This window comes from uncultured Sulfitobacter sp. (assembly GCF_947497275.1).
Classification (GTDB): domain Bacteria; phylum Pseudomonadota; class Alphaproteobacteria; order Rhodobacterales; family Rhodobacteraceae; genus Sulfitobacter.
This window is the reverse complement of record NZ_CANMFS010000023.1, coordinates 1-13,522: the sequence shown is the minus strand read 5'-3', so window position 1 is coordinate 13,522 and position 13,522 is coordinate 1. Positions and strand designations below refer to the sequence as shown.

General features: G+C 56.2%; 14 protein-coding genes and 1 pseudogene. 12 read left to right on the top strand and 3 right to left on the bottom strand.

Annotated features, from left to right (window positions below; translation table 11 throughout):
* Window positions 1-119 precede the first annotated feature (119 nt).
* From Q1A06_RS20455 to Q1A06_RS20400, 12 genes are all read left to right on the top strand, one after another.
* A complete protein-coding gene (locus Q1A06_RS20455; RefSeq protein WP_299567969.1) occupies window positions 120-1,514 on the top strand; it encodes a TrbI/VirB10 family protein in 1,395 nt (464 codons plus the stop codon).
* A gap of 4 nt (window positions 1,515-1,518) precedes the next feature.
* On the top strand, window positions 1,519-2,505 hold the full coding sequence (locus Q1A06_RS20450; protein WP_299567968.1) for an ATPase, T2SS/T4P/T4SS family: 987 nt from the start codon (window positions 1,519-1,521) through the stop codon (window positions 2,503-2,505).
* Window positions 2,502-2,705 carry a hypothetical protein gene (locus tag Q1A06_RS20445; RefSeq protein ID WP_299567967.1) on the top strand — a complete coding sequence of 68 codons (204 nt, stop codon included), beginning with the start codon at window positions 2,502-2,504 and terminating at the stop codon, window positions 2,703-2,705. Before Q1A06_RS20450 ends, Q1A06_RS20445 begins: the two co-directional genes overlap by 4 nt.
* The gene (locus Q1A06_RS20440; protein ID WP_299567966.1) at window positions 2,702-3,115 is read left to right on the top strand and encodes a hypothetical protein; all 414 of its coding nucleotides are present in this window, start codon (window positions 2,702-2,704) and stop codon (window positions 3,113-3,115) included. The genes Q1A06_RS20445 and Q1A06_RS20440 overlap by 4 nt, the downstream gene beginning before the upstream one ends.
* Window positions 3,116-3,127: 12 nt before the next feature.
* A complete protein-coding gene (locus Q1A06_RS20435; protein ID WP_299567965.1) occupies window positions 3,128-4,204 on the top strand; it encodes a type IV secretion system protein in 1,077 nt (358 codons plus the stop codon).
* A gap of 2 nt (window positions 4,205-4,206) precedes the next feature.
* Window positions 4,207-4,383 carry a hypothetical protein gene (locus tag Q1A06_RS20430; protein WP_299567964.1) on the top strand — a complete coding sequence of 59 codons (177 nt, stop codon included), beginning with the start codon at window positions 4,207-4,209 and terminating at the stop codon, window positions 4,381-4,383.
* Window positions 4,384-4,641: 258 nt separating this feature from the next.
* Window positions 4,642-6,246, top strand: a complete 1,605-nt coding sequence (locus Q1A06_RS20425) for an ATP-binding protein (protein WP_299567963.1) — start codon at window positions 4,642-4,644, stop codon at window positions 6,244-6,246.
* Window positions 6,243-6,923 (top strand): response regulator, encoded by a 681-nt coding sequence (locus Q1A06_RS20420; protein WP_299567962.1) that lies wholly within the window; start codon window positions 6,243-6,245, stop codon window positions 6,921-6,923. Before Q1A06_RS20425 ends, Q1A06_RS20420 begins: the two co-directional genes overlap by 4 nt.
* A 142-nt stretch (window positions 6,924-7,065) precedes the next feature.
* Window positions 7,066-7,461 carry a hypothetical protein gene (locus Q1A06_RS20415; RefSeq protein WP_299567961.1) on the top strand — a complete coding sequence of 132 codons (396 nt, stop codon included), beginning with the start codon at window positions 7,066-7,068 and terminating at the stop codon, window positions 7,459-7,461.
* Window positions 7,462-7,509: 48 nt separating this feature from the next.
* Window positions 7,510-7,794, top strand: a complete 285-nt coding sequence (locus tag Q1A06_RS20410) for a hypothetical protein (RefSeq protein WP_299567960.1) — start codon at window positions 7,510-7,512, stop codon at window positions 7,792-7,794.
* 157 nt (window positions 7,795-7,951) lie between these two features.
* On the top strand, window positions 7,952-9,124 hold the full coding sequence (locus tag Q1A06_RS20405; protein ID WP_299567959.1) for a YHYH protein: 1,173 nt from the start codon (window positions 7,952-7,954) through the stop codon (window positions 9,122-9,124).
* Window positions 9,125-9,382: 258 nt separating this feature from the next.
* A complete protein-coding gene (locus Q1A06_RS20400; RefSeq protein ID WP_299567958.1) occupies window positions 9,383-10,330 on the top strand; it encodes a patatin-like phospholipase family protein in 948 nt (315 codons plus the stop codon).
* A gap of 40 nt (window positions 10,331-10,370) precedes the next feature.
* Here the strand turns inward: Q1A06_RS20400 and Q1A06_RS20395 are convergent, their stop codons facing one another.
* The 3 genes and pseudogenes from Q1A06_RS20395 to Q1A06_RS20385 all read right to left on the bottom strand — a co-directional run.
* Entirely contained in the window at window positions 10,371-10,889 is a 519-nt protein-coding gene (locus tag Q1A06_RS20395; protein ID WP_299567957.1) for a hypothetical protein, read from the bottom strand.
* 118 nt (window positions 10,890-11,007) lie between these two features.
* A complete protein-coding gene (locus Q1A06_RS20390) occupies window positions 11,008-11,994 on the bottom strand; it encodes a YHYH protein (RefSeq protein ID WP_299567955.1) in 987 nt (328 codons plus the stop codon).
* 394 nt (window positions 11,995-12,388) lie between these two features.
* Window positions 12,389-13,444 (bottom strand): annotated as a pseudogene (locus Q1A06_RS20385) (type IV secretory system conjugative DNA transfer family protein); the annotation flags it as partial.
* Window positions 13,445-13,522 lie beyond the last annotated feature (78 nt).

The following is a 13,522-nucleotide window of genomic DNA, read 5'->3' as shown; positions in this document are numbered from 1 at the left end:
GTTACGCTCTCGAAATGACCGCCTGACAGACGCCCCCCAGGCAGCTTTCATGCCGGCGCAAACAAGTTGGCAATGCCGTTGGTTTGCATTCAGGCGACACCGCCCGCGGGGGCGTCATCATGAGCGATACGGGAGACGCAGAGCTCGAAAAACGCCTCGCCGCTTTGGAAAAGGGCGGAAATCGCGGGGGTTCAACCAGACCTCGACGCTCGCCCCTTCTGGCCCTCATTGTCGTCGCGCTCGTTGGTGCGGGTGGCGCCGTTCTCTACATGATATCCGGACCAGATGAGGAAACGGCTCTGCCAACAGCCACCCCTGATGTGTTTCAAAATGAGGGTGACGGCTTTGGCGCGATCGAAGCCATACCTCCGCCCCCTGCCCCGGAAACTCAGATTGTCGTGGCCCCGGCGGCACCTAACGAGCCCAACGCTGAGCTTCTCGCGCAATTGGCTGCCCTTCAGGCCCAGATCGAAGAATTGCGCAACGCGCCGGAGCCGGTGGTCGAAGAAGATACGGCGGCTGCGGACGCCATTGATGGGTTAACCGCTCAGATCGCGGCACTCCAAACAGCGTCCGAAGCGGCTCAGAAACAGTTTCAGGACGAATTGGCGGCACGTGATCGCGAGCTGGAGCAAATCCGTATGGACTTGGAGTTGGCCCAACTTGAGGCCAACCGACCAGTGCCTGCGCCGGTGCCTATCGGACCGTCCGAAGAAGACCTCCTTGCGCGAGAAGCAGAACGGTTGCGCCGCGAAGAGGAGGCACGCCGCATAGCTGACCTTGAGCGCCGCGCAGCAGAAGAACGCGCGTTTCAGGATCGCCGGGTTACGTCCCCGACGATTGCATTTGGTGGAACGTCAGGAGCGAATGAAACATCGCTTGCAGAGCGCACATTCGGCGACGTGACGGATTTTGTTTTGAACGGCGCGCTGCCGACCTCCGTCACCCAAGCACAGGTGATTGCCAATCCGTCCAATACCATCATTCAGGGGACGACGATCCAGGCCGTCATGGAAACGGCACTCGACAGCTCCTTACCCGGCCAAACCCGCGCCGTCGTCTCCGAAGATGTCTTCAGCTTTGACGGATCCCGCCTTCTCATCCCACGCGGGTCGCGCCTGATCGGGCGCTATCGCTCGGGGCTAGATATTGCACAGCAGCGCGTCACCATCGCATGGGACCGGATCATCCTACCAGACAATCAGACCGTCCAGATCAGCTCCTTTGGCGGCGACGAATTGGGACGCTCCGGCGTCTCCGGGTTTGTCGACACCCGCTTTGCGGAACGGTTTGGCTCTGCAGCCTTGATTTCGCTCATCTCGGCGGCCCCGAGTGCGGCCGCAGCCTCTGTTGAAGACGAAACCGCTGCTGGCGTTCTTGAGGATGTTGGTGATGATCTGGCCGATGCGACTGACAGCGCGATCAGCGACTATCTCTCCATCGGTCCCGTAATTTACGTTGATCAGGGCGCCCGTGTCACCGTCATGGTCGACCGCGATCTGGAGATATTTTGATCCCATGTCGCTGAGCTATCTTCAAACCTCACTGGATAAGCTGGACGCCGCGTCCTGCAACGATGTCATCGAGATTTGCATCAACCCCAACGGCACCTGCTGGGGTGAATTCCAGGGCGATCACTTCATGCGGCTTCTGGATCAATCGCTCACGGAAACTGAGGTTAAGGACTTGGGCAATCAAATTGCCTCCAGCGCAAGCACCACCATGAGCAAGGACAGGCCCATTGTATCGGTCTCGATTGCCTACAAAGATCGCCCGATCCGCGCGCAGGTCATCACGCCGCCTGCCGTAATGTCGGCCATGTCGATCAGCTTACGGTTCTTCTCAAGTCTCTCCCTCGAAAAAATTGAACTGTCGTTTTTGTTTGGCAAAGAGCGCAAGCTCGAAGAATTGCGGCAAGAGAAAACCCAAGAGTTACGCGCAGTCGTGGCATCCGGCGTGATTGACGATGCGCTGGCCTTTTGCGTTGAGAATAGGCTCAACATGATCGTCTCGGGCGGTACGTCGACCGGAAAGACGGTGGCGGCTCGTAAAATCCTTTCTCATGTTCCCCCAGAAGAACGGATCATCACCATTGAAGAAGCTGCAGAGCTGCTACCAGACCAGCCAAATGCGGTGACGCTTATCGCCAACCGCGATGCAGCGTTCCAAACCGCCGATGTTCTGCTCACCGCTACCCTGCGCATGCGGCCAGATCGGATCATTCTTGGCGAGGTGCGCGGTAAAGAGGCCATGACTTTCCTGGAAGCCATCAACACCGGTCACGGCGGATCAATGACCACGCTACATGCCGAAACCCCGCAACTGGCTGTGCAGCGATTGGCAATCGCTGCCCTCAAGACCGAAATCCCAATGACCTATGCGGACATGGTTCGATACATCGAAAATTCCATCGACGTGATTATCCAAACCGGCCGTCACAACGGCGCGCGCGGCATCACCGAATTCTACCTCCCCGGCATGGAACAGATTGGAGCACCCGCATGAAAACCTATGAATACGAGATCCTGTCGTTCCCGATGGATCGTAAAACCAGCCTGATCGAGATGCAGGCCGCGTTGAATGCGAAGGGCCAAATCGGGTGGGAGGTGGTCTCAATCAGTTCTTCCGAATTTGCCAATATCGGGCACACAGCTTTCCTGAAACGTGAAACTTCTGAGGCCGCAGATGTTGGAGGCACGCGATGACGTATCGAGTTGTATACGTCACTTGGCTTACCGTTGTTTCGGGACTGCTTGCACCGCCTTTGGTAGCAGAGCGCAATCTGATCCCCAGTCTTGAGAGCATTCCGGGTGTTTGCTCTGAGCGCCCAAACGAACCCGATTGGATGGAAAACATCGCGCTGCGCGACGCCTACCAGCGTGTCTTGGTCCAAGACATTTATCGGGCACAGAGCATAGAGCGGATCGTTGAAACGGGATCCTGCGACTGCGCCACGCGCTTCCCAACTTGGGATTCTGCGGAAAGCACCTTTCGGGAAAACCATGCAGATGCGGACCGTTCAGAAATGCTGCAAGCCTCGGACACCTACAATCGCCGTGCAAATGAACTGCGACCTCAGGCCCAAGCGATCTGCGAAGCTGCAGGCAATTGGTAGGGAAATCCTGAAATGAGCGTTGTAACCTACTTCGTTGAAACCTCCCAAGGCTATCTCGACACCGCTGCCGAAACGCAATTCGGATCAGTAGCCGCAACGGTGGGTACGCTTCTGGTTCTCGGAACTACGCTTGTGGTTATCCTCGTCTTCCTGAACATGATCTTTCAACACAAAGCAATGGACGGTCGAACGGCGTTCTGGCTCGCGATCAAGATTGGCCTCATCGGGATATTTGCGACCAATTGGGTGCAGTTCAACGCACTATCATCCGCGATTCTCGCAGGGATCGACAGTATTGCAGGCGCGCTAGTGGCATCCGTGGGCGGCGGTGTGCCCGGCCCTTCAGGCACATTCGCCGAAGAATTTGACCGGCTCATTGCCGAGCTAGGCGAGTATCTCAATGCGGCAGGATCGGAACTCAACTGGATGGTGGGCGCAATGCTCGACATCGTTGGCGTGCTGATGTTGTCGATCCTTGGTGGGCTGGCGGCGTTCATTCTAGTCGCCTCACGTCTAATGATCGCCCTTCTCATCGGGATCGCGCCGATCATGATCTTTTTAACGCTGTTTGACGTCACCAAAGACTATTTTACGCGTTGGCTCTCCGCGCTGATCTCCTTTGCCATTTATCCAATTGTCCTGGCGGGCGTCTTCGCGACCATCACGGGGGTGGCGTCAGCACTGATCGGAGAGCTTGGCGATCCTGAAGGAGCGACAAACATCGGTGCGCTTATCCCGTTTTTTATGATGGTTCTCATGGCCAAAGGATTTATCGTCGCAACGCCATTCATAGTACGGGCGATATCAGGAAACATCATGATGCCTGCGCTGTCTGGCGGCCTGAGTGGAAGCTACGGTTTTGCACGCGCGGCCATGGGTAATCAGCAAGCCTACAATCGGTATCTTGTTGGGGGTGCCAGCGGGGCAGAATACGCCGCACTCAGAGCGCGTCAGATGTTTGGAGTACAACAAATGCCACAACGGCCGGGAATGGCCAATGTGACACCCACAGGGGGCAATCCATCGACCGGGACTGGATCGCAAATGCTGGCCCAACTCGCCCGTTTAGGAAGATTGGGGAGAAGGTGAGCATGCCTGACCCAGACTCGGAAATTATAATTAAGGAGCGAACCGACCTATGGGCCATGTCGCACGGGTTTTCTGATGCCAACGAAACGAAACAGTGGGGCGAGCAAATGGAACGTGAGCGCCTTGCAGAATTTGACTTAAAAGAGGTGACCGAGAATGAACAAGTTACCTTTGACTGATCGGCAAGCAGCTGCGGCACCTTACAACAAATCGCGCAGCAGGGTCTGCTCCGATAGGGGGCAGGACCAAAAGTTAGAGAAACCAGCCGTTCGTGCATGATGCGGCGAAAGGGGAAAACGAGCCCATTCTACCTTATGCTGCGTATCTGTCTGAATGGCAGCAATGTATAGGAAGTTCGCTTGGCACGGTTGAGGTTGCATTTTTGAGGCATCAATGGCCGATACTCAAGCTTTACAGAACCAGTTATCACCCTGGGCATGACGGATGCCTCATCGACCAGAAACTCTATTGATATCATGAAACGAATCATAGTCTGCTCCTGTAGCAATCGCTCTCTGGCTCAAACTGATCATATTTCCATATTTCTGCATCCTATCTGCATAATTCCGTGCCATATCTGCGGAATGAAACAAATCCGTAAGTCGTTGTTCGCAAAAATCTTCACTGCAATCGCAGCAACCGCTGTTCTGGTCGTCATAGTAATGGCGCTGACGGTGGCGGTCTGGATGCGGGATGGATTTTCGGTCTATCTGCTGAGAGGCGAGTTGGCGAAGTTTGATGAATTGGTGGATGCGCTCGCTGACGAACATCCGGGTGGTTGGCAGAAATTTGCGAATGACCCACAACATTGGAATGATTTTGTGCGTACGCATGTTTCGCGCCCGGGCCCGCAGATGGGCGACCGACCTGTTCCACCGCCCGGTTCTGCGCGACGTCTGCGGCCCACGCCTCCGCCGCCCTTTGGCGCTGGGGGTGAAAACCTGATGCTGGAAAAGCGGTTCGTGCTGTTGGACGCGGGTGGCATGCCAATTCTAGGCAACATCAATCGCTCGCTGTTGTTCGAACGCCGCCCCATCTGTGCGCAGAATAATTGCACTGGGACAGGGCTTCTCGGATACATTGGTTTAAGCGCACCGGTTGCGCAGGGAACCGAGAGCGATGCCTTCTTTCTGCGCGGCCAGTATCTGTCTCTTGCGTTGTCCGCTTTGATCGCAATCGCGATTTCTGCCCTTGCCGCCTATATTATTGCGCGCCAGCTGCTGGGGCCGATCAGGCGGCTGGAAACCGGTGCCAAGACAATGGCCGCAGGGAATTATGCTGCGAGGATCAGACAGGATCGCACCGACGAGTTGGGGCAGCTGATCGGCCACTACAACACCTTGGCCGCGACGCTGGAGCAGACGGCCAAAACCGAGCGGGAATGGATCTCAAACACCAGTCACGAGTTGCAGACCCCCCTTGCGGTGCTGCGCGCGCAGATCGAAGCGCTGCAGGATGGAATACGCCAGCCGGATGAGAAGACGCTGACCGAAATGCATGCCGCGCTGATGCGGCTTTCGCGTTTGGTGCAAGATATAAAAACCCTGTCCTATGCGCGTGAAGTAGAGCAGACGACGTATCCTATTCGGGAAAATCTGTCGCAGATTGCACGCGAAGCTGCGGAGATGGCACGACCGAAGTTGACTGCCAAAAGGATTGAGTTGGAACTCGATTTGCCGTCAAAGCTGATGCTGTCTTGTGATCGCGGGCAGATCGGTCAGGTCATCGACAATCTGCTTGGAAACGCGGCCCGTTATACGGATGATCCTGGCCGCGTGCGCGTAAGTTTGCTTGAATATGAAGGCGGAGCGCTCCTCAGCGTCGATGATACGCCACCCGCTGTCCCTGCGAGCGATGTCCACAGGTTGTTCGATCGCTTTTTCCGTGTCGAAGGATCAAGGTCGCGTGCGTATGGAGGTTCCGGATTGGGGCTTTCGGTTTGTAAGGCCATCGTTGAGGCCCATGGCGGTACGATTTCCGCCGGACGCTCTGATATGGGTGGGCTTCAAATTGCCATACGCCTGCCGAAAGGGACTGCATGACGACGCCACGCATATTAATTGTAGAGGATGAAATCGCTCTTTCCGAAGTTGTGCGGGATTACCTGCTGGCCGAGGGCATGAGTATCGAGATGCTGGGTGAGGGAACAGGTGCAGTGGAGATGGCCCGTGCCGGAAACTTCGACCTTATCATCCTTGATCTGATGCTGCCCGGTGTGGATGGCCTGACCATCTGCCGCGAAGTGCGAAAGACTTCTGATGTGCCGATCATCATGACCACCGCCAAAGTTGAAGAAATCGACCGCTTGCTGGGGCTGGAGTTGGGGGCCGACGACTACATGTGCAAACCTTATTCGCCGCGTGAGCTGGTCGCGCGGGTCAGAGCGGTGCTGCGGCGACGGCCCACCGGGGAGCAGGCGCAAGCGTCCGTCACGGATACCCGCCTCGTGATTGATGGAGATAGATGGCAAGCCACGCTGGATGGCAACCCGCTTGATCTGACCCGGCGGGAATTTGCGTTACTGCAATCGCTTGCTGCGCGGCCGGGACGCGTCTTCTCGCGCGATCAACTTCTGTCGCTGGCCTTTCCCGATGACACAGAGGTTTTTGACCGCACAGTCGACAGCCATATCCGCAACATGCGCCGTAAAATTGCGCTTGTCAGCGCATGGGACCCCATTCGCTCGGTTTATGGTGTGGGGTATGCCTACGAGGGATAATTTTAATTGAGCCAAAAATGGGACAGCGGGCGTTTTTTCTCGCTCTGCATTTTCACTGCATAATTGCTGCAAATTCGCTCCTCAATGAAGGCGCAAAACGAACCTGTCAGAGGCGAATCAACGCCCAAACAGGAGAACCAAAATGCTATTCGAGAAATTCAAAGCGATCCGTGCAAAATCCGCAGCAAATCGTAAAATCCCGATTTACAAATCGAGCGTCCCAAAAACCGAAGGCAAGAGGTTATATCAAGTCTCGCTGATCCTTTCCGTCGTGATCCTTGGCGCTCTGACCATTTCCTCGGTCCATGCTGAAAATCTTGCCGCACCGGATCAAGGCATCAAGATTACACAATCCGCGCCTTCGGGTCAAAGCAAGCGCCCGCCACGTGAAGCCCTTGAGGCCTGTGCAAATGTGAAGCCGCAGTCAGCATGTGAATTCTCGGGTCGCAGCGGCGAAGCAGTTCAGGGCAAGTGTATGTCGCCCGACGCCAATGCCCCTTTCGCCTGTGTTCCTGCAACTCCGCCGAAAAAAGGCTGATCTGCGCCTTGAATCCAACTTGTTGAAAATACCTCGAAAGGAAAGCACATGGATTATATCCTAAAGCTGCCCGTATTTCTGTTCGCTTCGGCTGTTTCGCTTGGCGATGGCCGGAAAGACACATTCCCTTCTGCGCTTAACGCAATGCCATTTCCGGCCGAAGCGCATACTCAGGTCACGCATTTAGATGGTTCTGAGAAAACTGCGGGCGGCGACATCCGGCGCAACAATCTCGCGGCCAAACTCTCGGGGGCGTTGACGGCTAGTGTGCCTGAGGGTGACGGGCGGCCCATTGCGGGCTTGTCGCGCTACTACTGGCCGAGTGATGTATGAAACAACAAGTTTCAAAACCGCTTGGAAGCGCATTTCTATGGCCCCGTCTCTCAGGTTGGTCAGGCGACTATGTTTCATGATGCCCACAGCAGCAACGTCTCGTCACGGTAACACTCGCCAAATTTCCGTCTACTTTTTCTCTGAAAGGATACGTCCAATGAAATGTTCAACCCTCGTCTGGCCGAGCGTGGTATTGCTCGGCACGCTGGGCTTTGCCCAAATGGCACTGGCTCACCCCGATATCGAAGAGTTTTCCGACACAGCTTTTGCTGAACAGCCCGTAACAGTAGATTGCACGCTGGAGAATGGCACTGCATCGACCTGCTATAAAATTACAGTCAATTATCTGCCCGAAGGTCTGGAAATCGGGCCGTTTTGCCCTGCAACTTTGGAGGATGCAGGGGGCATTTGGGAATGGACCGGAGAGAACGCCAAGCTCTACCGTGTGGATGGCGCGTTCCTCAAGATGCTTGATGATTTGGGCTACCGCTTCTTTGACGACGACGGGGCAGTTCATATTGTTGACATAGCGACGGAACAACCGGCGGTCGAGCATGCCTGCATCAACGTCTCGCCCGATGAAAGCGTCGAGATCACCATGCTGCTGCCTGTCACACCGATGTTGGCGGACAGCCCGACGCGGCTGGGCACTGTGTCCAAAGTTGGTGTGGCGCTTGACGGTGTGCCGATCTTTTCCGATGCGCCCAGCGTTCAGGCGACCGGACATATGCCAGCGCTTGATACCTGCGGTGGCCATATTGACCCCGGTGGCTGGTATCACTGGCACGCCACATCAACAGACATCGAGACGGTCTATGAGAAAGAAGGTGTCGATGCGGATTGCGCGCTGGAGCAGAATAGTGCGGCCCTATTCGGCTATGCTTTCGACGGGTTTGCGATGTTTGGCAGCGTTGAGGCGGACGGCACAACTGTGACCGGCCTTGATACATGCAACGGTCATATCGGGGCGACACCTGCGGGCGAGACCTACCACTATCATGCGACCGACGACTTTCCGAACCTGCCCGCCTGTCTGGTTGGTGTGCAGGCCATGGACAACTTCTCAACCACAGCAACGGCTGGCGTGGGTGCGACACGGGCGGGCCTGGATGGGCGAAATGAACCACCACGGCCGGGTGGCGGCGCACCGGGGCAGATGCCTCCGGGTTTTGAAGAAGCTGCTGAGGCGCTTGGTGTGACACCTGATGCGCTGATGCAAGCGTTGGGTAACCCACAAGCCGGCCCGCCAGATACGGCGGTTGCAGCGGAAAAGCTGGGTATCACAGAAGAGGCATTGCGTGCGGCCCTCCCGCCACCGGCGAACCGCTGAGACCCCGAACTGTAAACAAACTTGGCGAGCAAGCATACTTGCTCAACCCTTCCACAGGAATATGAAATGAACCAGATTTATCGTGCGAGAGGCACCATGGGGCGTCGTGCATTTTTGACGGGCTTCGCAGCAACAACTCTGTCCGCTTGCGGGGGCGGCGCTCCAGCACCTTCAACACGTCCCGTTCCAAGCGGCACCGACCCGTTGTCGCAGTTTCGCTTGTTTGCCGACGATGGGCCTGACGTTTGGAAGAAACATATGCAATCGCCGCACTCTTCGTCCTTACCTGCGGGCCCCAATGTTTTAGCCCTTTCAGGCGGGGGCGAGGATGGTGCGTTTGGCGCAGGCGCGCTTGTCGGCTGGTCACAGCGCGGCGACAGGCCTGATTTTGATCTGGTCACCGGCATTTCGACAGGTGCTCTGATCGCGCCGTTTGCGTTTATGGGGCAGGAGCATGACGAAGCCCTTACCCACGTGTTCACCCAAACCGATGCAGGAGACATCATGCGGATGCGGCCCTTTCAAGCAGTCTTCAGCAACGCCCTTTATGACACCGCCCCTCTTGCGGCTTTGATCGCTGAAAACACACCGCCTTCTTTTCTTCGAGCCGTTGCCGCGCGGTATGCGGCTGGGAACCGGCTTCTGGTTGTGACCTCCGAGCTGGATAGCGCACGGGCATCGGTCTGGGACATGGGTGCCATTGCGCAAGCAGGACACTACGATCTGTTCCGCGGCATCATGCGCGCCTCCGCCGCCTTGCCTGGCCTCTTTCCGCCCGTAAGCCTGAACTATGTCGTGGAGGGAAAAACCTACACGGAAACCCACATCGACGGCGGCGTGCATATGCAGTTTCTGGCAGTCCCGAGCTTTGCCTTCACAACGCCGGATCAAAAGCTGGAGGGCGGTCACGTCTATGTGCTGATCAACAACACGCTCAATCCTGCGCCAACAACCGTTGCGCGGTCAGCGTTGAGCATTTCGCAGCAGGCGCTCACGACAACGGGGCGGGCAAGTGCCTCGCTTCAGGTGAACGCAACGCAACTCTTTGCGCGCGAACAAGGACTTAAGTTTTCTGTGGCATCTATTAGTCCGACATCTGGTATTGTCTATGACCCGTCAGACCGGTTTTCCTCAACCTATATGAATGCTCTGTATCAACACGGGCTCGCCCGCGCGCGGAGCCAGACACTCTGGTCGCATGGTTGAGAGGTCACGGGCAGACCTGAGCCTGCCCGTGGTGTTGAGATCAGTTGGTTGCGAAGCAATAGAACAGGCCATCGCCACCAGTGGCTTGCAACGCTTCCATGCCACATCCGCGTGAGCCGTGCGCCGCGTTCCACGCTGTTGGGTTGTCGCCGCCGCCGGTGCGGTCGTGGTGCCCGACCATAGCAGAGCCTTCGCCGCTGGTGGTCCAGTCTTCGCAAGAGTTGCCAACCAGATTGCCCATTAGATTGGAGCCGGTCAGAATGTCATGGCGGTTTGGCGTATCGCCCCGCCCGCTGATGACTGCGCCTGTCTCAGAGACTGCAGTCTCTTTGGTCAGGTTGTTGGCATCGCTGTGCAGATCATCCACGCTCTGCGCCACCACGACACCGTTTGCGTTCATCCACGGGCCGGTGCCAATCCGGTCACGCGCGTTCTCGGCGCTCGATGACAGATAGGCCGCCCATGTTTTACCGCTCACACCTGCCGCTTCGGCAAGCGTGCCACAATAGGCATCCGCGCCTTCCAGCCCGCCCAGATCGGCACCGTTGCCGGGGTTCACGCTGGTGATGAAAAACTCATGTCGGCGTCTTGTGCCGCAGCGAAAGTGGCACCTGTCAGGGACAGGGCGGTGGCGAAAATTATTCTGGTGATCATGTGATCATTCCTTTGAGGTTGGTTCAGGGTCGTGGAGGTCGGGCTGAGGCGTCGCAGACCGCAGTTGGATCATTTGAGGCACATCCGTATTCCGCGCTCATGCAGCCCAGGATCGCATTCGATCCGACTGCACCAGCATGATAGTGATAGTTCAGACCTTCCACCTCGTGGCCGTTACAACGGTCAAGTTTGGTCGGCAATGATCCGTCTGTTAGGTTGTGCGCAAAAATTTTGTAGCCGTCCATGGCGATGCCGATTTGCACACCATGTTGCGATGCGGATGACAGCTCTGTCAGGCAATCTGTGACTGCATGATAATGATAGCCTGCATGCACGTTCACATGCCCGCCACAGGTATCGAAGGGGGCAATGGTATAGGCACCCAAAATCGCATCGGTCGGTGCGGCGGCAGCTAGCGACACGCCATTTGACGCAATACCAGCCCCCGCAAAACTCAAGGTGCGGCCCCGCATAAGAGGTTGAGGCTCAACAGGGATCACATAGGTCTGCGTGGCCCCGTCGGGGATGTATTCCATCAGGCATTGCACGCAATGGTTTTGATAGGCCGGATCCACGTCAGGGCGCGCGGCGGCAAGGCAGGATTCAAGGCTGTCAGTGACATTGATCTTGCCTGTTGATCGGTCAAACAACTGCCATTTGTCATCCTCATAAAAGGTCGACATGTTTTGCATGAACGCGCCGTCCGCTGAATACGCCTCCCCACCTTCCAGCCAGATGCCACTTTTGTCAGAACCGTCCGATATTTTGGTCGGACACCACGGACCGGGGATATAGCTGGACGGCTCTGCGATCACCGTAATCGAGAAACAGGTGGTCTCGCTTCCGCCCGAAAGAGTGCAGTTAACAATGTCTGGTCCGGAAACGATCTGCGCGGGTGCGAAGAATGTCTGTAGTTCCTCAACGGTGCTTTGCGCATGCGCTTGCACCCCGAGAACCGTCCCCACAGCTATGCCCGCCAGTCCGCAGCTGCTGAATTTGGAAAACTTCATATGACGTCCCTTTTTACCCTTCTATTCTTTTACGGTATTTGCACCACGTTCCGTCGCACCAAACATTATTGTTTTCTATGACAGGCGAAGTTTCGCCAGATTGCCTTCTAATGAGAATGAAAATAGCATTCAGAGCAGACGATACGTCTCAATCTTGGCGAATAGCGTTGTTCAGCGTTTCTAATTCCGCCAGTGATTATGCTCCACATCGCCCTGCAACAAGGTTATAGTGGGGTTAACGAACGCCAGCGGCAGCTTTGAGTTGGATAGCGGTCATTTACAGAAAAGCTGTAGATGGCAGCTTTGTCCGCTCTGCCGTCCTTCAAATCTGGTGCCGTGAATGGCTGGTTTAGTGAATTACGCACATTCAATGGTTGCGTTACGCCTTTGCATCTCAGCTAGAAACCTCATGCCTCAGCTGCTCTTCCAGCCCTCCCAGATCATCCACTGCCAAATCGAGACGATCTCGGTCGCCACCGTCGCGTTCCTCAAGTTGCATTTCACTTTGATCCGCAAAGTTCATTTCTTGTTGTCGTTGCCCTTCTTCGACAACGACCTGAACAGCACCCGAACGTTTTTTGACGCGAGAGACTGATTTAGCAGCGCCTACCTCCTGCGGACCGCTTGAGCGCTCACCATGCCTATGAGGCTGAGCGCCAATGCCGTCTCGTTTCGAACTCTGCCCTGACCCTCCCGATTCCTGTCCGGAAACCACTCCCCCACCTCCACCCATCACCGGAAACGGCAACTCCCCTGTCTGCGCGCCATGGATCGCCGCAAACAACCGATCATCAAAATACTGGATCCGTTTCGCCCGCACTGGCATCTGCGCATCCACGACCATGATAATTTCATCGAGCGGCAACCGGCGCGCTTCATCTTCGGGCAGTAGTGACGTTTCTTCCGTCCGTGTGGACTGACTGCGCCCTTCGAACGGATTCTTACCAATGGACCGCGACCGCGTGATGACCGTCTTTGTCGTCTTGCCCAAGGCCTTGCTCAATTCCTCGATGGTCTTTTCATCCGAGGGAGTGAGGTAGAGCTTTACACCCGCGTTGCCCTGCAACGCGCGGCGGGTGTTTTCACCATAGATCTCATCGAGGGCGGGGATGGTTTGGGTGACGACCGCTAGATGACCGCGATAGGTGCGCAGGGTTTCAATGCTCTCGACCACAATCGGCATTTTGCCAAGGCGGTTGAACTCATCGAGCATGATCATCACAGGCCAAGGCTCATCTTTGCCCGGTTCCTTCTCTTGAATCGCCGAGAGAAGGTCAGAGAAAAACAATCGGATCAGCGGCGCAAGCGGCTTCACCATCAGGGGCTGCACAACCAGATAGACCGTGAAGGGCTTTTTGCGGATCGTCCGGAAATCAAAGTCGGAAACCTGCGTCGCTTCATCAATCGCAGGGTTCTGCCATTGATCGAGGCCCGAGGTCATCAGTAGCGAGGGCATTGCCAACTTGTTTGCGCCGGCATGAAAGCTGCCTGGGGGGCGTCTGTCAGGCGGTCATTTCGAGAGCGTAAC